Genomic DNA, 19074 nt, shown 5'->3' with positions numbered 1-19074 from the left:
TCAAATGCACAAAATTGACATAGGAACGAAGATTCTTCAGGCGAATGAGGAAATTGCCTTTGAAAACAAGGAAATTTTCAGAAGGTATGGGATTTTCACAGTTAATGTTATGTCAGCCCCTGGGGCGGGTAAGACATCTTTACTTGAGGAAACGATAAAGCGATTGAAAAATGACTTTTCCATCGCGGTGATTGAAGGAGACCTTCAAACTAGCGTTGACTCCGAAAGGATAAAAGCGCTTGGTGTCCCAGCTTATCAAATAACTACGGGGAATGTCTGTCATCTTGATGCTCGTATGATCCACAATGCGTTGCATGAGTTTAAACTTGATGGTTTTGATATCCTATTCATTGAAAATGTTGGAAATCTTGTTTGTCCAGCGGAATTTTATCTTGGCGAGGATTTGAAAGTTATGGTTTATAGTGTTGTTGAAGGGGTTGAAAAGCCAAAGAAATATCCCCTTATGTTTCACGAGGTTGAAGTCGTCTTGTTGAACAAAATTGATCTTTTGCCGTATTCAGGGGTGGAATTGAGCGAAGTTGAAAAAAATGTTCGTGAGGTGAATCCGACGGCAAAAATTTTTCCGATATCTTGTAAGACTGGGATTGGACTTGATGAATGGGTGAGTTGGTTTAGAAACAGAGTTGCAAAGTTCAGGGAAAATGTTAAGAGCGAAAAAAATTTACATTGAAGGTATAGTTCAAGGTGTTGGCTTCAGACCGTTTGTTTTCAAACTCGCCAGTGAACTTGGTTTGAAAGGGTATATTTACAACGACACAAATGGGGTTTATATAGAGGTTGAAGGGGAGGAGGGGTTAATAGATGAATTTATAAAATCTATCCCAAAGAAGGCGCCACCGCTTGCGCTCGTTGAGAGGATATTTACAGAGGAAACGCAGGTTAAGGGTTATTCTGAATTTTTCATTGAAAAAAGCAAGGGGGGAGAGGAGAAGTTTGTTTTAATTTCACCCGATGTTTCTACCTGTGATGATTGCCTAAGGGAACTATTTGACCCGTCCGATAGAAGGTATAGGTATCCATTTATAAATTGCACAAATTGCGGTCCGAGGTTTACAATCATAGTTGATGTCCCTTATGATAGGGCCAAGACGACAATGGCTGTGTTCAAGATGTGTCAGGAATGTGAGAGTGAATATCATGATCCATCAAATAGAAGATTTCATGCTCAACCGAATGCGTGTCCCGTTTGTGGTCCATCACTTAAACTTTTTGACAATAAGTTAAATGAAATTAATTGTGAAGACCCGATAAAAGAGGTTTCAAAAATTTTAAAAAATGGGTTTATAGTTGCCATCAAAGGACTTGGTGGTTATCATCTCGCTTGCGATGCTTTAAATAATAATGCTGTTGCTGAATTAAGGAAACGGAAGATGAGAATTGAAAAGCCGTTTGCGATTATGATTCCAGATGTTGATTGGCTTGATAAAATCTGTAATTATGATGAGGTTGAATTAGAGCTTTTGACATCAATTCAGCGACCCATTGTTTTGATCAAGAAAAGGCGAGATTGTCCGATTGCTTATGAAGTTGCTCCACGAAATTCCTATCTTGGAGTTATGTTGCCTTATACCCCATTGCATCATCTTTTGATGCGGGAGGTAAATTTACCTCTTGTGATGACGAGTGGAAATTTAACTGAAGAACCGATTGCTTACAAAGATGATGATGCGTTTGAAAGATTGGGCAAGATAGCGGATTTTTTCCTTGTGCATAATCGTGAAATTCATATGCGTTGTGATGATTCCGTGAGCGCAGTCATTGCTGGGAAACCAGTTGTGTTTAGGCGTTCTCGTGGGTATGTTCCTTATCCGGTGAAACTTCAATTTGAGGCGAAAAAACAAGTCCTCGCCGTTGGGGGTCATCTTAAAAATACTTTTTGTTTTTTGAAGGGAAGATATGCTTTTTTAAGTCATCACATAGGTGACCTTGAAAATTGGGCGACTTTGAAGTCGTTAATTGAAGGGGTTGAGCATTTCAAGAAACTTTTTGACTTGAAACCCGAGGTTCTCGCTTACGATATGCACCCGGAATATCTCTCAACCAAGTTTGCGCTTGAACTTGACATCCCGGTAAAAGTTCCAGTGCAACACCATCACGCTCATGTTGTCAGCTGTATGGCTGAGAATGGATTGTCTGGACCTGTAATCGGGGTTGCATTTGATGGAACTGGCTACGGAACGGATGGGAAAATTTGGGGCGGGGAATTCCTAATAACGGAACTGGCAAGGTTTGAAAGAATTGCACATTTTGACTATGTCCCTTTGCCGGGCGGAGAAATTGCTATAAAAGAACCCTGGAGGATGGCGCTTTCCTATCTTGTGTATTCTTTCGGTGATCATTTCCAATTAATTGAGATTCCGTTTGTTAAGTTTTTGAAGGAAAATTGGAGCAAGGTTAAAATTCTACTTAAAATGATTGACAAAGGCATAAACTCACCGATGACCTCAGCTGTGGGAAGATTGTTTGATGCGGTATCAGCGATTTGTTCAGTGAGGTTGAAGGTTAATTATGAGGCACAAGCTGCAATGGAATTTCAAATGGTAGCTGATGAAGATGAATCCGGGGTATATGAATTTGAAATTATTGATTCTATGAAGCCATGGCGGATAAGTTTCAAACAGGGGATAAGGGGAGTGGTTCAAGATATTGAGAGCGGTCTTGATGTTTCAAAGATAGCGGGTAAATTTCACAACACTATCGCAAGGATAATCTGCGAGGTCGCACAGAAAATAAAATCCGAAACAGGGATAAACGATGTTGTGTTAAGCGGTGGAGTTTTTCAAAATGCTTTGCTTGTCAAAAAGACGATTTCAGAGCTTGAAAAGGCGGGGTTTAAAGTTTATACTCATTCAAAAGTTCCTCCCAATGATGGTGGGATATCGCTTGGTCAAGCGGTTGTTGCTCTTTTCAATGCGGTTTAAAATTTTTGCCCCCTTAACCATTTTATGTAGTAAATTATCTCCTCAACTTCTTCATCTGTCAAGACATCTTTGTATGCTGGCATTTTTACGATTTGTTGCTCAATGAATCTTTTTGCGAATTTATTCTTTTTGAGCCGTTCTATTATTCCATTTGTTATCCATTCTTTAAGCTCATCATCATTTTTGACGAGTTTCGCAAAGTCGGGGCCATCCCAGCCTGGGATGTATCCTTTAAGTGATTTCGGATTTGGCATTCCACCCATTCCATATGGACCATGGCAACCGAAACAGCCGTTTTTCTTTGCGATTTCAAAACCAATTTTAGCTTTTTCATCGTTTATTTGAATTAAGCCCATGACCGCTTTTAGATAAATTGTTAAGTTTTTTAGCTCCTTTTCCGAGATTACTTTCTCATAGGCTGGCATCTTGATTAAACCGCCATGATCAATTTTTTCTAATCGTTTTGGTTTCCCGTAAAGTATCCATTCCTTTATATCATTTTCATCAACGATGAACATCATTGCGGTCTCACCTTGCCAGGAGGGGACTTCGCCATATTTATAATTTGGATTTTTCATTCCCCCTTGACCTTCAAAGCCGTGACAATTGAAACATCCGTATTTGTTGGCGATTTCTCTCCCTTTCCAAACGGGGGTATACTCCGGAAGGCGAATTGATAAATAGACAAGCAGGACATTGATAGATATGACGACGAAGAAAAAGATAACCCAGGGATAAATTTGGTTTTTCCCCATGGCGTTTAAGCGGGGGATTTATTTTAGAAAGAGGGCGGGGTTTAGCCCGCCCTTTTATTTTACTTTGAAGGTTCAACTGATTCAACGACAACACCTGCTAATCCACCCCGTTGATATAGCGAGCCCGTCACTGTAACTTTTTCAGCGGCGAATTCCTTGCATTTCTCATATGGTTCTGGCTTCTGGTGATTTTCAACAAGAAGATAAACCTTGCCGTCATCGGTTAAAATTCCAATTGGAGCGCCACCCTTGATACACATCTCTGCGCATTTCTTATGCTCTGCTCCCTTCTTTTCCCCAGCCACATAACAAGCAAGGTCTAATATCTCGCCCTTTAGGGTGACTTTCTTAGCAGTTGCTCCTTTTGAACCCTGCGAAATAACCGCTGATGCGGAGAAGAAAAGAAGCATTAAAACGAAGGCAAAAAATTTTATGGTCTTCATCTTTGTTCTCCAAATTTTGTTTTGAAAAGATTTTCAAAATTTTCAACAAATCCGTCATGGATATAGTTTCATTTTATTGCGATTTCCCGTTGCTCAATTTTATTCAAAATTTTTAGACGATTGCTCAATATTAGCCAGGGGATTGGACATCGCTTTTAAAATTTTTGAAAATTTCAATAATTCCAAATGGCACATCTTTTGAGGCGTTTAATTGTCGTAGAAAAAACATAGAAATTAAATGCCAAAGCGAATTCTTCTTGTTGATGACGATGAACTTGTCCGTGTGACTTTGAAGGAATTTCTAACGATCCTTGGGCTTGAGGTTGTGGAAGCAGGTAATGGTTCGGAAGGAATTAAAAAAGCTCAACAGGTTGAGTTTCAAATTTTAATCACTGATTATAAGATGCCTGATATGACTGGGATTGAGATGATAAGGGAAATTTTGAAGTTCAAGCGTGATTTTAAAATCGTGATTTTAAGTGGATATGTTGGCGAGATAACGAATGAAAAACTTGAAGGGATTGAAGTAACAGCGATTTTGCAGAAGCCAGCTGACCTTGGTGTCCTTGAGAGAATTATAACTCAAATTCTTGCTGATTTAAACAAAACAAATTGAGGTTGAAGTATGAGGAAAATTTTATTTTTCTTTGTTTTGTTTCATTTCGTTGCCTTTTCTCAGAAGGCGACGCCACTTCAATATCTTTTTATGATGAAATCGTTCAAGCCAGATATGCAGAAAGTCGGTTTGCTTTGTGATTTGAGCAAAAATCCGGGATTAGTTGAAAAACTTCAAAAGGCGGGTTTTTCAGCAGGGGTGAAAATTGTAATTGGGGATGTGAGAGAGTTGAAGGACATTGCTCAGAGATTTAATGAAGTTATAAAGGGCGGTGTTGATTTCTTATGGATTTTTGATGTGCAAGATGTTTCTGCTCATCCAATAGCAAGAGAATATATTTTAAAGAACTCGCTTTTGAACAAGATTCCGGTTGCTGTTCCAAGCGTTGAGATGGTTAAAGAGGGTGGGCTTTTTACACTTGAAGCGGGTGAAGATTTAAAAATTTTTGTCAACGATAAAATTACGAATGCTCTTAACTTGACAATTCCAGAAAACTATAAGGAGAGGGTGCAATATGTGGCTAATTAAAAAATTCAACAACTTGAAGTGGCGTTATAAAACTTTCATAGGGATTGAAATTATGGTTCTTTTTATCGCTATTGCTGTATCCCTGATTTATTCAACGATCCTTGGAAGAGAGATTGAGAGACAATTTATCAAAAGGGTTAAAAGTGTGAGCGAATTGCTCTCGCATGAATCAGTTTATTTGATCTTGCTTCAAGATGTGAATCAACTCAAGCAAGTCATTGAGAATTTTTATCAGAATGAGTTAGTGAGATTCCGTTATATTGTGATTTACGGGGTTGATGGCAAGGTCTTGGCTGAGAAAAATCTTGATTATTTAGGGGGCGAAATGGGAGGTTTAAGAAAATTTTCAGAGGATGTAAGTTATGTTGATTTGAATGTCAGGGGTGAGGATATCCTTGATGTCCAAGCGAAGGTTTATCGTGATAGTGAGGTTGTTGGATATGTTAGATTTGGTGCTTCAAAGGTTACAATCAAAGAGGTGTTATCAGGGGCGCATTTGCTTAATTTGGGATTTATTGTGTTTGCTTTATTGCTTGGGCTTGTGTTTAGTTATATCGTGGTCGCTTGGTTTGTCAAACCGGTTGAGAGCGTTCAGAGAGCTGCTGAGACTGTGGCCAATGGTGATGTGAATGTTGAGATAAAGGAATGGGTTGATCGTGGTGATGAGATAGGTGTTCTTGTCAGGTCATTTAACAAGATGGTTGAGAGCATAAGGGAATCAATTGAGGAGATTTCATCGCAGAGGGAGTTAGCAGAGAGATTAAGGGTTGAGGCGGAGCAGGCGAAGGGGAGAATACAACAGCAACAGGAATATCTTGAAGTTCAGATAAGGAAAATTTTTGATATAATTGAGGCGGTTTCAAATGGGGATTTAACTAAGGAAGGAATCCCTGAAAAAGATGATGAGGTTGGGGCTTTGATTATGAAGTTGAACAAGATGATAGTTGATTTGAGGGGTTTAATAAAAGAGATAATTGATGCAAGCAATGCTGTTGCGAATGCGACATCCCAGATCAGTAGTTCAACTGAGGAGATGTCAACTGCTGTTCAGGATCAAGCAAGGCAAATAGCTGAGGTTGTTTCTGCTATTGAAGAGATGTCAAGGACTGTGATTGAAAATGCGCGCGGGGCTGAAAGGGCAGCTGAACTTGCTCAGGCGAATAGTTCCTTTGCAAATGAAGGGAGCAAAGCAGTCATAGCCACGATTGAGCAGATGCGTCGCCTTGCGGATGTTGTTAGAAATTCAGCTCAAAGCGTTCAAGTTCTCGGTAAAAGCAGCAGTCAAATCGGGGAGATAATAGATGTGATTGAGGATATTGCTGATCAGACGAATTTACTCGCTTTGAACGCCGCTATTGAAGCAGCTCGTGCAGGTGAGCAGGGGCGTGGTTTTGCAGTTGTTGCAGATGAGGTCAGAAAACTTGCTGAAAGAACAATGAAGGCTACAAAGGAAATAAGCAAAATGATAAAGCAAATACAATCTGATACAGACGAAGTAGTTAAAATTATGGAATCTGGGGTTGAGGTAGCTGAGGCGGGAATTAAACTTGCAGACAATGCAAATCTTGCCTTAAAACAAATAGTTCAAAATGCAAATGATGTAGCTAATTTAATCTCTGAAATTTCTCGTGCGAACACCGAACAATCAAAAGTCAGTGAGGAGATAAGTAAATCGGTTGAATCAATAAGTTCAATTGCTGAGCAAACATCTGCAGGGGTTCATCAAATCGCAAAGGCGGTTGACGATTTAAGTGGATTGACTGAAAAATTGAGACAAATGGTTATGAGATTTAATATCGGTCAGGTTATTGAGAGGGCGGAATACGGGAAGAAATTTATAGGGGTTGGAGGCAATGGAGTTTAAGAAATTTTTGAAATATTCCGATAAAAATTAAAAAAAGGAGACACAAAGATGAATTTACAGGATGTTGTTAGCGCTGAAAATTACAAGGAAGTTTTGCAGTTGGTGAGTTTTAAAATTGGGAATGAGGAGTTTGGAGTTGACATCCTTCAAGTTCAGGAGATAAATCGCCTCGTTGAAGTAACGCGTGTCCCGAATGCTCCTGATTTTGTTGAAGGTGTGATGAATTTGCGCGGAAGGATTGTCCCAGTTGTGAATTTAAGGAGGAGATTAGGTCTTGGCAGAAAAGAAAACGATAAAGATACGAGAATAGTTGTGGTTGAGATTGATGACAAGACTATCGGTTTCATAGTTGATAGTGTGAGTGAGGTGTTGAGGGTTCCGAAAAGCGTTGTTGAGCCACCACCGGAGCTCATCAGTGGGATTGATAGCGAATACATAATCGGAATAGCAAAGCTTGAAAATCGTCTTTTAATTTTGCTTGACCTCAAAAAGGTCCTAAATGTTGAGGAAAGAGAAACTTTAAAAGAAGTTTTCAGCCATAGCGATGAAAATTGAGATAGCGTCAGATAAGTTAAAGGCATATTTAATCATTGAATCAAAAGAAGAGCTTGAAGGTAAATGCGTTGATGACATTGTGAATTTTGCTAAGTCGTCTGGTGTTGTCTACGGGATAAAGATGGTTGAGATAGAAAAGCTCATTGAAAATCCAAGTGAAGGTAAATTTTTAATTGCTGAGGGCAGTCCGCCTGTTGATGGTAGGGATGGCTATATTTCGTTTGAGTTTGATATGAGCAGGAGGACATTGATAAGGAATGTGAAAGCTGGTGAGAGGATAGCGGTAGTTTATCCGCCTACATCAGGTGTTGATGGTGTTGCTGTGACGGGTGAGATTTTAAAGGCGAGAGTTGGGAGAAAGGCAAATCATATATTTTTGGGAGAAAATGTGTCTTTTTCAGAACAAGATAACTCTGTCATAGTTGCGAGTGCGGATGGTAATCTTATTTTAAACGATGATGGGACTATTGAGGTCTCCCCAATTTTAACGATAGATGGGAATGTTGATGTAAGCTTTGGTGAGGTGAATTTCATTGGGACATTGATCGTCAAGGGGGATATAAAGTCGGGTTCAAGGGTTAAAGTTGGTAAAAATCTTGAAGTTTACGGGAACATTGAGGATGCTGAAGTTGAAGTGGAGGGAAATGCTTTAATTGGCGGTGGGTTTATAGGTTATGGCAGGGGTAAGCTTTATGTTCACGGGGATGTTTCGTTGAGATATATAACGAATCAAAATCTCGTTGCTGATGGGAATGTTGTGATAAAAAGGGAAGCTGTAAATGCAAACATAGTTTGTGGAGGGAGGTTAATCGCAAAGGATGCTGTGATAATTGGCGGTGTGGTAATGAGCAAGGGTGAGGTTGAGGTGAAGACGCTTGGTGGTGCGGAATATTCAAGGACGGTTGTCATAATTGGCAGGCGTGATGTTCAAGTTGAGAAGCTTAAAAAAGTTACGGCTGAAATAAGGCGACTTGAATCGTATCTTGAGGGTGTTAAGTCAGAAATTTACGCACTTGCAAGGTTAAAAATTGATTGGGGCGAGTTGCCAGAAGATCAAGAGCGACAATTTCAGAATTTGATCAGATGGCGGGATGAGATACCAAAGCGAATAAAACAGCTTGAAATTGTAAGGAACAATTTACTTGAGGATATGAGAAAAGCTGGGAAAGCGCGGCTTATCGTCTATGGAACAATTTACAAGAACACTTATCTTGAGATAAATGGAGCGAGGGAGGAGATAAGCTTTGATATGAAAAATTCAATTTTTGAGGAGGATTTAGGCATAATTGTTAGAACAAAAATTCGGGAGGTATGAGGGCTTTTGATGTGATTTTAAAAGGTCTTGACTCTTTTGACCCAGATGAGCGAAGGGCATCTGTTGAGGCGATAGTTAAATTTGGCGATAGGGAGGGAGTTATTGAAAAGTTGATCGGGCTTTTGAGGGATAAAGATAAAGGCGTGAGAGATGCAGTTGCGCAATCGCTTTTGTCAATAGCCAGTGATTTTGAAGGTATGAAAAAGAAAATCGTTGAAAGTGTATGTGAGTTGATGTGCTTTGATGATATTGGCTTAAAAAACCTTTCCTCTGAACTTCTCGTTAAGCTTGGGGAAGATGCTGTTCCCTCGCTTTTGAGTTTGGCAAATCATGAGGACAAAGATATAAGAAAAATGGCAATTGATGTTTTGGGATTGATAGGAGATGAGAAAACGGAGGATTTTTTGATTGGGAAACTAAACGATCCAGATCCAAATGTTGTGGTCTCGGTTATTGAAGCGCTTGGAAATGTCGGCGGTGGGAAAACGGTTGAGTTTTTAATTGATTCATTTGAGAAGTTTGAGTTTGCGCAAATTCAAATCGTTGAGTCGCTTGGTAAAATAGCTGAGAGATTTCACGGGAGTGAGTTTTTAAAATTGATCCATGAATTTCTCATCAACTTGTTTGACCAAGTTGATGACCCGATACTTAAAGGTGCAATTATTGAATCGCTCGGGAAGGTCGGGGATAAATCGTTGGTTGATTTTTTAATCAATCTCGTCAATGATGAGAACAAGGCGATTCAAAAGATGGCAGTGATATCAATTGTTAAGATTTGTTCTCGTGACGGATGCAATTTTAAGTCAAACAGACATTTCTTCAAGTTTTTCTTCCAAAGGGCGAAGGAAATTTTTTACAACAGCGATGACACAAGTTTTAAAATTGACCTTTTGAAGTTTTTGTCAAAGTGGTGTGATTTTGATGAGGTGAAGGGCTTTTTAATCAATGTCTCCTTGACATCTTTTGATGAGGTTTCTTCAGTTGCCTTTGATATAATAAAGTCGGATGCGGAGAAATTTATAAGTTATGCGTTAAATGATAGTTCAATTACAGGTGATAAATTTGTAAAGTTAATCGGTGAGATTTTTTATGCTAAGAGGGAGATTTTGATTGATTTGGGGGAGGAAATCAAAAATGTCATCGCCGAGAGAATTCTTTCCGTTTTTGACTTGGTAAGTCCTAATGAAAAGGTGTTGATTTTTGAAGTTCTGCCGTTTTTAAGCCCGGATGCATTTGCCAAGGCGTTGCCTTATTTTCAGAAAGACCCAGTTGTAAGGATTTATTTAACTTAATGAGAAAGCTTTTTGTGATGACATCGCAATTTACAAATAGGACATCTTCCTCAGATGTTGTTCTCAGGGATGATGAATTTTTTGAATTGCGGGGGTTCATTTTGCGCGTCTCTGGTATATTCTTTCCTGATAGCAAAAGATATTTTATAGAGTCACGGCTTAAAAAGAGAGTTGAGCAGTTAGGTTTGTCCTCGTTTAGGGAGTATATTGATTTTTTGAGGTTTTCACCGTATAGGGGTAAAGAACTTGATATTTTGTTCGGGTTGATAACCGTCAACGAGACATATTTTTTCAGGGATGAGTTGCAATTAAAAGCAATTGAAGAGAACATTTTGCCCGAGTTGATAAATTCAAAGCCGAGGAATGGTTTTAGGCGTTTGAGGATATGGAGTGCGGGTTGCTCAACGGGTGAAGAGCCCTATACGATAGCGATGATTTTTCTTGAGAAGATCCAGCCGAAATTTCCAGATGTTGTGGTTGAAATAATTGGAACTGACATCAATGGTTCTGTCCTTGAGGTTGCGAAGATAGGAGTATATGGAAATTATTCGGTTAGGTTCGTCCCAGAAAATTATCTGAGTAGATTCTTTGAGATCAAGGGGGATAAATTTTATTTGAGGGATGAGGTTAAACGGCTTGTTCGTTTTGAGCGGGTTAATTTGGTTGATAAGTTTCAGATGCTGGGGATGAAGGGTTTTGACCTTGTGCTATTGCGAAATGTTTTGATTTATTTTGATGAAGGTGCAAGAAGAGAAGTTGTCTCTTTAATTTACGATTCGCTCAATAGAGGTGGTTATCTTATGGTTGGGTATTCTGAAAGTTTGAGAAATGTGACAAAGGCGTTTAAAGTGGTTTATTTTGAAAAAGCAGTAGCATATAAAAAAGAGTGAGGTGATAAAAATGGCAAGAACAATCCTTGTTGTTGATGATTCACCCACGATAAGAAAATTTGTTTCACTTGCGCTTGAAAATATGGGATACAATGTCATCACTGCTTCAGATGGGATGGAGGTCTTTGAGGTTCTTGGAAGGGTTGATAATGTTGATCTGATAATAACCGATCTTAACATGCCAAATCTTGATGGTTTTGAACTTATAAAAACGCTTCGTTCGGATGAAAGGTTTAAGGATATACCGATAATCATACTTTCGTCACTTTCGGATGGTAAAAGTATTGATATGGGTTTAAAGCTTGGCGCAAATTCTTACCTTGTTAAACCGTTCAATGCAAAGCGAGTTCAATATGAGGTTTCAAAATATCTAAACTAAAAAGGGGTGAGGAGTTATGGAAGAGGGGAAGATAAGATTTCTTGTTGTTGACGATTCACCCACGATGAGAAGGATAGTGATCAACGCCTTGAAGAACATTGGTTACACTGATATTGTTGAGGCAGAAGATGGAAAGGATGCGCTTGCGAAGTTATATTCGGAGAGAATTGATTTCATAATAACCGACTGGAATATGCCAAATATGACCGGTCTTGAGCTTACAAGAGCTGTTAGGTCGGATCCAAATTTTGCAAATATCCCCATTCTCATGGTGACAACTCGTGGTATGAAACAGGATGTCATTGAGGCACTTGAAGCGAGGGTGAATAACTACATAGTCAAGCCATTTACTCCGCAAGTGTTGAAGGAAAAGATAGAACAAATCTTGAAAACAGTTTAAAAGGAGGTGATGTATGGTGAATGGTGAAACAAAATTAGTGAAGCAAGTTGATTCAATTTTGCGGGAGATAGAAGAGTTAAAGGCGATATTTATCCTCGGTCAGAAGGTTATACCTTTTCTTGAGGAGTTGTTCAATTTCGTCCGAGAGGTTGGTCCGATGCTTGATGAGATAAACAAGTCGCTTGAAGAGAGCTCAAATAAGATTCCTCGGGCATCAAATCAACTTAACACGGTTACGAAAACGACGGAGGTTGCGACGACGGAAATTCTTGATGCACTTGACCAGATGAGCTTGAAATTTGGCGAGATGAGGGGTTTTATAAATGCCATGAGGCAATCTTACGAAAAGCAGAAAAAAATTGCGGGGAGGATTGGGAGATACATTGAGAGAGGTGAATTTGATAAAGTTTCTCAAAATTGGGTTAAGTTTTATACGGCGTTTAAATCGTTCAATGGGTTTGATGATATACTTGAAAAGCTTTCAGATGTGAAGAGGGATGCTGATAACATAATGGTTGCTTTGCAGTTTCAGGACATAACGGCTCAACAAATATCAGCAATAAATCATCTTATAGAGTCAGTTCAAGAGAGATTGAATCATCTGCTTGGGAAACTCGGTAATCTTGATATTAAAAAGGATTCTTCCGTCTCGGGTAGGAATGTCACTTCTTTTAACCCTAATGCTGAATATGATAGGACCGGGGCAAAGCAGAAAGCGATTGATAAGATTTTAAATGGTATCATTGAAAGAGATGAGGGGGATAGGGCATCCCAAGAGGAAATAGATAAACTTTTCAATAAGAGCGAGAAAATAAAAAGCGGTGAGGGAGATGTCAACCCCGGCAATTTTTGATGATGAAATGAAAGAGATAGTTGAAAGTTTTATCGTTGAGACAAAGGAACTTCTGGATAAACTTGACAATGATTTGATTGAGCTTGAGAAAAGACAAAACGATGTTGAGCTTTTAAATGCGATCTTTCGTTATGTTCATACTATTAAAGGAACTTCTTCGTTTATCGGTTTTGAGCAGATGAGCGAGTTGACCCATAAGTTTGAGGATGTGTTGAACAAATTGCGAAGGTTTGAATTGAAGTTGAACCCTGAGATAATGGATGTGATTCTTGAGGCGCAGGATTTGATGAAGATTTTACTTTCAAAGCTTGAGGCAAATGATTTAAGCCCGATTGATATAAGCGGTGTTGTTTCAAAACTTGAAAGAATAAGTCGTGGTGAATTTTTAATTGAAGAAGATATTGAGAAAGCTTCGGTTGACAATACATCGCAGAGATTGCAATCAAAGGTTATTGACAAGACGGTGAGAATTGATGTTGAACGGCTTGACGAGTTGATGAACCTTGTAGGCGAGCTCGTTCTTGGGAGAAACAGGTTATCGCAGATAGTTTCTGGGGTTGTTGAGAGATTTGAGGGTGAGTCGCTTGCCCGTGAGCTTATGGATACGGTAGCTCAGGTTGATTATTTAACTTCCGAGCTTCAAGCTGTTGTAATGCGTGCAAGGATGATGCCAATTGCGAAAGTTTTCAGTAAGTTCCCGCGCATTGTCAGAGACCTTTCAAGGGATTTGAATAAGGAGGTGGATCTTTTAATTTATGGTGAAGAAACTGAGGTTGACAAATCTGTTATAGAGTTCATACACGATCCACTTGTTCATTTGATAAGGAATGCAATTGACCATGGAATTGAAACGCCACAGGAGAGAAAAGCGATCGGGAAACCGGAGAAGGGTAAAGTTATTTTGAGAGCTGAACACGAGGGAAATTTCATCGTTATAACAGTTGAAGACGATGGTCGTGGCATAGACCCTGAAAGGGTTAGAAGAAAAGCGGTTGAAAAAAAGATTATAACAGAGCAAGAGGCAAGTTCAATAAGTGATAGGGATGCTTTGAATTTGATTTTTTTGCCTGGGTTTAGCACAGCAAGCAAAGTGACAAATGTTTCAGGTCGCGGTGTTGGGCTTGATGTTGTAAAGGCGAATATAACGAAATTGAATGGGATGATTGATGTTCAATCAACCTTGGGTCAAGGGACAAAATTTATACTGAAATTGCCTCTTACGCTTGCCATAATTCAAGGTCTGCTTGTTGATGTCTGTGGTGAAATTTTTATAATACCGCTTTCATCTGTAATTGAAGTTGTTAGAATCCCACAAATACAGGTTCATTCAATCAAAGGTAAGGAGATAATAAGATTGAGGGATTCGGTTCTTCCGCTTATTAGATTGGCGAATGTTTTCAATTTGAGTTCAAATGGTGATTATAAAGAGAATCTTTATGTTGTCGTTGTTGGTCTTGCCGAAAAGAAGCTCGGAATAGTGGTTGATGGATTGGTCGGTCAAAAAGAAGTGGTTATAAAATCGCTCGGTTCGTATCTTAATAATGTAAGGGGAATAGCTGGGGCGACGATCCTTGGTGATGGGACAGTTAGGATGATCGTTGATGTGGCTCAAATTTTCAAAATGTCGGCTGAAAACTCGTATAGTTTCATAGTTTAAATCGGAGGGGAGATGTCGGAGAGAAAAATAAAAGTTCTGGTCGTTGATGACTCCGCCTTTATGAGGAAAGCTATTTCAATGATGCTTGAGTCGGACCCTGAGATAGAAGTTGTCGCAACCGCAAGAGATGGGTCTGAAGCAATTGACAGGATAAAAGCACTTAAACCTGACATTGTCACCCTTGATGTGGAGATGCCAAGGATGGATGGATTAACGGCTTTGAAAATTATAATGAAGGAATGCCCACTTCCAGTTCTCATGGTCAGCTCACTTACAACAGAGGGTGCAAGGGTGACGCTTGAGGCACTTAAACTCGGGGCAGTTGATTTCATACCAAAACAACTTTCTTATGTCTCGCTTGACATAGTGAAAATTAAAGACGAATTGATTCAAAAAGTAAAATCCATAGTAAACAGCAAATTCATCCGAAGGAAAATTTACAAATACGAGGTTGAAAGTATCAGAAAGGAAAAATTTAGACCTGTTAAAAGAGAGTTTGAGCTTGTCGCTATTGGTGTATCAACAGGAGGTCCTGTTGCGCTTCAGGAGGTTTTGTCAAAGATACCGGCTGACTTTCCAGTTGGGATTGTAATAGCACAGCATATGCCTCCTAATTTTACAAGATTACTTGCCGAAAGGTTAAACTCAATAAGTAAGATTGAAGTTCGTGAAGCAAGTGACGGTGATGTTGTAAGGTCTAGACTTGCTCTTGTTGCACAAGGTGGAAGAAATTTAGTTTTTGAAAAAAACGGCGGGAATAAAATAGTTCGGATAGTTGATTTTCCAGATACACTTTACAAACCGTCGGTTGATTTGATGATGAGTTCAGCTTCGGATGTTTTCGGGGATAAAGTTTTGGGAGTGATAATGACTGGGATGGGTAAAGATGGGCTTGAAGGTTTGAGAAAGGTTAAAGAGAAAGGGGGATATGTCATAGCGCAGGATGAGGAGACATCCGTTGTTTGGGGTATGCCGAAAGCGGTCGTTGATGCCGGGCTTGCAGATAGCATCCTACCTTTGGAGAAAATTGGGGAAGCCATATCAAAGGTTGTTTTAAAAATGGGGGATTAATTGTTTTTTCAAGCCCATTTTTTTAATTTTCAGCTAAAGTGTTTAAAACAAAGTTAAAGAGCGAGGAATGCTTCCAGAGGTGTATATTGAAAATTTATCGCAGTATGTGGGAAAAGAGGTAAAAATTTATGGCTGGGTTTATAATAAAAGGTCAAGCGGTAAAATTCGCTTTGTTCTTGTTCGCGATGGGACAGGGATTTTGCAGTGTGTTATGGCAAAGGGTGAAACTCCGGATGAGGTTTTTGATAAGTATGATGTTTTAACCCAAGAGACATCTTTAATAGTTAGCGGGATAGTCAATGAGGATAAAAGAGCGCCTGGTGGTTATGAGCTTCACATAAAGGATATTCAAGTGATACATATAGCGCAGGATTATCCTATAACTCCGAAGGAACATGGGATTGATTTTTTAATGGATCATCGCCATTTGTGGCTTCGTTCAAGAAGACCTCATGCTGTTTTGAAGATAAGGCATCGTCTCGTTAAAGCAATCAGGGATTTTTTTGATTCAAGAGGTTTCGTTTTGATTGATGCGCCGATTTTGACTCCAGCAAGTTGTGAGGGGACAACCACACTTTTTGAAACGGATTACTTTGACCTTGGCAAGGCGTATCTTTCTCAATCGGGTCAGCTTTATGTTGAAGCTGCTGCAATGGCCTTTGGGAAGGTTTATTGTTTCGGTCCGACTTTTAGAGCGGAAAAATCAAAAACGAGAAGACATTTGACTGAATTTTGGATGGTTGAACCTGAGGTTGCTTTCTATGAGCTTGAAGAAATAATGAACCTTGCGGAGGAATTTGTTGAATATATAGTTGCGCGTGTCCTTGAAACAAGTAAAAGGGAATTTGAGGTGCTTGAAAGAAATACCGAACCGCTTGAAAAGATAATTAGACCTTTCCCGAGGATTTCATACAACGATGCGGTTGAAATTTTAAAGAAAAATGGAATTAATTTTCAATGGGGAAATGATTTTGGCAACACTGATGAAACTGTCATCTCACAACAGTTTGAGAAACCAGTTATAGTTCATCGTTATCCAGCCGCTGTTAAGGCATTTTATATGAAAAGAGACCCGCAAGATGAAACATATGCTCTTTCTTTTGACATGCTTGCCCCAGAAGGATATGGTGAAATAATCGGAGGAAGTCAGAGGGAGGATGATTACGAGACATTGTTGAAAAGAATTAAAGAGCATAATTTACCTATAGATGCTTTTGATTGGTATCTTGACCTGAGGAAATACGGCAGTGTCCCGCATTCCGGTTTTGGGCTTGGAGTTGAAAGAACGCTTGCTTGGATTTGTGGACTTGATCATGTTAGAGAGACAATTCCTTTCCCGAGGATGATCTACAGAATAAAACCATAGAAAATCTATGCTTAAGGTTGAAAACCTAAGAAAAGAATTTTCAAATATCGTTGCTGTTGATGGGGTTTCATTTGAAGTAAAAAGAGGTCAAATTTTTGGCTTGCTTGGTCCAAACGGTGCAGGTAAGACAACCACTATAAGAATGATACTTGACATAATTAAACCTGATTCCGGAAGGATAACATTTGATGGTGAGTTAATCAACGAGAAAATAAAAAGTAAAATTGGTTATCTTCCCGAGGAACGTGGACTTTACAGAAAGACACGTGTATTGGAAACAATACTTTATTTTGCGCAATTGAAGGGCATTGATAAAGGTAAGGCAAATGAAAGAGCGAGATATCTGCTTTCAAGGTTTGGTCTAAGCGATAGGGTAAATAGTAGGATTGAAGAACTTTCAAAGGGGAATCAGCAAAAGGTTCAGATAATAATAGCCGTTCTTCACGATCCGGAGCTCATCATTCTTGATGAGCCGTTTGCAGGTCTTGACCCAGTAAATCAGGAACTGTTAAAGGAAATTATACTTGAGTTGAAGTCGCAAAATAAGGCGATTATTTTTTCAACTCATCAAATGGAACAAGTTGAAAAGCTTTGTGATGAAATTTGTCTTATAAACAGAGGAAAACCTGTGCTCTCGGGAGCCCTTGAGAAGATCAAGGGGGAATTCGGAAGGGATACAATTCATATTGAATTTTCCGGGGATGGCGAAGATTTAAAGTGGATCAATGGTGTTAAAAAAGTTGAACTTTATCCAAATTATGCGGAATTGACGGTTGAGCCGGGTGCAAATGTCGGTGAGATTTTGAAAAAAATTGTTGAACTTGTTGATTTGAAGAAGTTTGAGGTTAAATCGCCATCTTTGTATTCAATTTTCATTGATGTTGTAAGCGATGGTTTCGGTGAGAAAAGTTTGTAAAATTTTGGCTTTTTTGATAAATTTGAGAGTAAAAATGATGAGATGAAAAAACACGAAAAATAAAAAAACAGGGGTGATAGAGCTATGAGCAATACTTTGAAAACTGTCTTTTTGATGACATTAATGATGGTTTTATTTCTTGCGGTTGGAAGTGCGATTGGTGGAAAATCAGGTCTTATAATTGCATTTGTTTTTTCGTTGATGATGAATTTCTTTGCTTATTGGTTTTCCGATAAGATTGTTCTGGCGATGTATGGTGCAAGACAAGTCACGGAAGCGGAAGCGCCGGAGTTGTATTCAATTATTAGACGCTTAGTCACAAAAGCAGGTATGCCTATGCCGAAGGTTTATATAATTCCGACCTTAACACCAAACGCCTTTGCAACTGGGAGAAACCCGCAAAATGCAGCTGTTGCTGTTACTGAGGGAATTTTGAGAATTTTAGATAGAGATGAGCTTGAGGGTGTTCTTGGGCACGAGTTGGCGCATATTAAGAATAGGGATATTTTAACGGCTACGATTGTTGCTACTATGGTTGGTGCTATAACATTTCTTGCTCGCATGGCTCAGTGGTCTTTGTTTTTCTTTGGTGGTGGAAGGGACAGAGAAAATAATGCAAGTTGGATTGCGGAGCTTGTTTTGATAATTGTCGCTCCTATTGCAGCAGTTTTAATTCAGCTTGCTATTTCTCGTGCGAGGGAATTTGCAGCTGATGAGGGTGGAGCGAGGATTTCCGGTAAACCGCTTGCACTTGCAAGTGCGTTAAAGAAACTTGCAAAAGGAGTTGAAGTAGTGCCAATGGATGCAAAACCTGAAACCGCACATATGTTCATTGTTAATCCTCTTCGCGGTGAGGGGATACTTAAACTTTTCTCAACCCATCCGCCGATAAGTGAGAGAGTCAAGCGACTTGAGAAGCTTGCACGTAAGATGGGAGTTTATTATTAAATAAGTTTAACAAGATGCTTGGAATTTCAGAGTTAAGAAATAAATTAACGCAAGTTTTTAGCGAGAACCAAGCTGAGGTTTTATTTGAGCTTGTTGCTCTTATATATGAGCAAGTTATGAAAGCGATGGACCTTAGCGAAGTTAAAGCGGTTATAAAAGAGCTTGCTGAGGCACAGCGAAGAACTGAGGAGAGATTGATTTCATTTGAGAGAGCAACTGATGAGAATTTTAATAAAGTTTGGACTGCTATTGGTGAGTTGACGAATAAAGTTAACCAGTTAGCT

General features: G+C 39.2%; 20 protein-coding genes. 18 read left to right on the top strand and 2 right to left on the bottom strand.

Annotated elements, in window-relative coordinates:
* Positions 1 to 4 precede the first annotated feature (4 nt).
* Complete coding sequence (hypB, locus tag FKZ43_RS07440; RefSeq protein ID WP_140945257.1) at positions 5 to 691, top strand: hydrogenase nickel incorporation protein HypB; 687 nt, start codon at positions 5 to 7, stop codon at positions 689 to 691.
* A complete protein-coding gene (gene hypF / locus FKZ43_RS07435; RefSeq protein ID WP_140945256.1) occupies positions 663 to 2942 on the top strand; it encodes a carbamoyltransferase HypF in 2280 nt (759 codons plus the stop codon). The genes hypB and hypF overlap by 29 nt, the downstream gene beginning before the upstream one ends.
* On the opposite strand, the gene FKZ43_RS07430 is transcribed toward hypF, so the two are convergent.
* Both FKZ43_RS07430 and FKZ43_RS07425 read right to left on the bottom strand, forming a co-directional pair.
* Positions 2939 to 3697, bottom strand: a complete 759-nt coding sequence (locus FKZ43_RS07430) for a c-type cytochrome (RefSeq protein ID WP_140945255.1) — start codon at positions 3695 to 3697, stop codon at positions 2939 to 2941. The two genes, hypF and FKZ43_RS07430, sit on opposite strands and share 4 nt — an antisense overlap.
* A gap of 59 nt (positions 3698 to 3756) precedes the next feature.
* A complete protein-coding gene (locus FKZ43_RS07425) occupies positions 3757 to 4140 on the bottom strand; it encodes a hypothetical protein (protein WP_140945254.1) in 384 nt (127 codons plus the stop codon).
* A 238-nt stretch (positions 4141 to 4378) separates the two neighbouring features.
* Between FKZ43_RS07425 and FKZ43_RS07420 the strand changes: the two genes are divergently transcribed.
* The 16 genes from FKZ43_RS07420 to FKZ43_RS07345 form a co-directional block, all read left to right on the top strand.
* Entirely contained in the window at positions 4379 to 4756 is a 378-nt protein-coding gene (locus FKZ43_RS07420) for a response regulator (protein ID WP_140945253.1), read from the top strand.
* Positions 4757 to 4765: 9 nt separating this feature from the next.
* Positions 4766 to 5284 (top strand): type 1 periplasmic-binding domain-containing protein, encoded by a 519-nt coding sequence (locus tag FKZ43_RS07415; RefSeq protein WP_140945252.1) that lies wholly within the window; start codon positions 4766 to 4768, stop codon positions 5282 to 5284.
* Complete coding sequence (locus FKZ43_RS07410) at positions 5271 to 7148, top strand: methyl-accepting chemotaxis protein (protein WP_140945251.1); 1878 nt, start codon at positions 5271 to 5273, stop codon at positions 7146 to 7148. The genes FKZ43_RS07415 and FKZ43_RS07410 overlap by 14 nt, the downstream gene beginning before the upstream one ends.
* Positions 7149 to 7196: 48 nt before the next feature.
* A complete protein-coding gene (locus tag FKZ43_RS07405; protein ID WP_140945250.1) occupies positions 7197 to 7703 on the top strand; it encodes a chemotaxis protein CheW in 507 nt (168 codons plus the stop codon).
* Positions 7693 to 9018 carry a flagellar assembly protein A gene (locus FKZ43_RS07400; RefSeq protein ID WP_140945249.1) on the top strand — a complete coding sequence of 442 codons (1326 nt, stop codon included), beginning with the start codon at positions 7693 to 7695 and terminating at the stop codon, positions 9016 to 9018. The genes FKZ43_RS07405 and FKZ43_RS07400 overlap by 11 nt, the downstream gene beginning before the upstream one ends.
* Complete coding sequence (locus tag FKZ43_RS07395; RefSeq protein ID WP_140945248.1) at positions 9015 to 10310, top strand: HEAT repeat domain-containing protein; 1296 nt, start codon at positions 9015 to 9017, stop codon at positions 10308 to 10310. Before FKZ43_RS07400 ends, FKZ43_RS07395 begins: the two co-directional genes overlap by 4 nt.
* Positions 10310 to 11200: a CheR family methyltransferase gene (locus FKZ43_RS07390; RefSeq protein ID WP_140945247.1), complete on the top strand. Its 891-nt coding sequence runs from the start codon at positions 10310 to 10312 to the stop codon at positions 11198 to 11200. The genes FKZ43_RS07395 and FKZ43_RS07390 overlap by 1 nt, the downstream gene beginning before the upstream one ends.
* Before the next feature lie 10 nt (positions 11201 to 11210).
* Positions 11211 to 11579, top strand: coding sequence for a response regulator (locus tag FKZ43_RS07385; protein WP_140945246.1), 369 nt, complete (start codon positions 11211 to 11213; stop codon positions 11577 to 11579).
* Between the two features lie 16 nt (positions 11580 to 11595).
* Positions 11596 to 11979, top strand: a complete 384-nt coding sequence (locus FKZ43_RS07380) for a chemotaxis response regulator CheY (protein WP_181180304.1) — start codon at positions 11596 to 11598, stop codon at positions 11977 to 11979.
* A gap of 13 nt (positions 11980 to 11992) precedes the next feature.
* Entirely contained in the window at positions 11993 to 12832 is an 840-nt protein-coding gene (locus tag FKZ43_RS07375) for a protein phosphatase CheZ (protein ID WP_140945245.1), read from the top strand.
* Complete coding sequence (locus FKZ43_RS07370; protein ID WP_140945244.1) at positions 12810 to 14489, top strand: chemotaxis protein CheA; 1680 nt, start codon at positions 12810 to 12812, stop codon at positions 14487 to 14489. The genes FKZ43_RS07375 and FKZ43_RS07370 overlap by 23 nt, the downstream gene beginning before the upstream one ends.
* A gap of 12 nt (positions 14490 to 14501) precedes the next feature.
* Positions 14502 to 15560: a protein-glutamate methylesterase/protein-glutamine glutaminase gene (locus FKZ43_RS07365; protein WP_140945243.1), complete on the top strand. Its 1059-nt coding sequence runs from the start codon at positions 14502 to 14504 to the stop codon at positions 15558 to 15560.
* A gap of 67 nt (positions 15561 to 15627) precedes the next feature.
* Entirely contained in the window at positions 15628 to 16926 is a 1299-nt protein-coding gene (gene asnS / locus FKZ43_RS07360) for an asparagine--tRNA ligase (protein WP_140945242.1), read from the top strand.
* Between the two features lie 7 nt (positions 16927 to 16933).
* Positions 16934 to 17842 carry an ABC transporter ATP-binding protein gene (locus tag FKZ43_RS07355; protein ID WP_140945241.1) on the top strand — a complete coding sequence of 303 codons (909 nt, stop codon included), beginning with the start codon at positions 16934 to 16936 and terminating at the stop codon, positions 17840 to 17842.
* Positions 17843 to 17926: 84 nt separating this feature from the next.
* On the top strand, positions 17927 to 18790 hold the full coding sequence (gene htpX / locus FKZ43_RS07350; protein WP_140945240.1) for a zinc metalloprotease HtpX: 864 nt from the start codon (positions 17927 to 17929) through the stop codon (positions 18788 to 18790).
* Positions 18791 to 18804: 14 nt separating this feature from the next.
* Positions 18805 to 19074, top strand: a 270-nt coding sequence (locus FKZ43_RS07345; RefSeq protein ID WP_140945239.1) for a hypothetical protein, incomplete at its 3' end; no start/stop codon positions are given.

This window comes from Candidatus Thermokryptus mobilis (assembly GCF_900070205.1).
Classification (GTDB): Bacteria; Bacteroidota; Ignavibacteria; order Kryptoniales; family Kryptoniaceae; genus Kryptonium; species Kryptonium mobile.
Note: the sequence above shows the minus strand (reverse complement) of the source record. Positions and strands in the feature narration are given on the sequence as shown.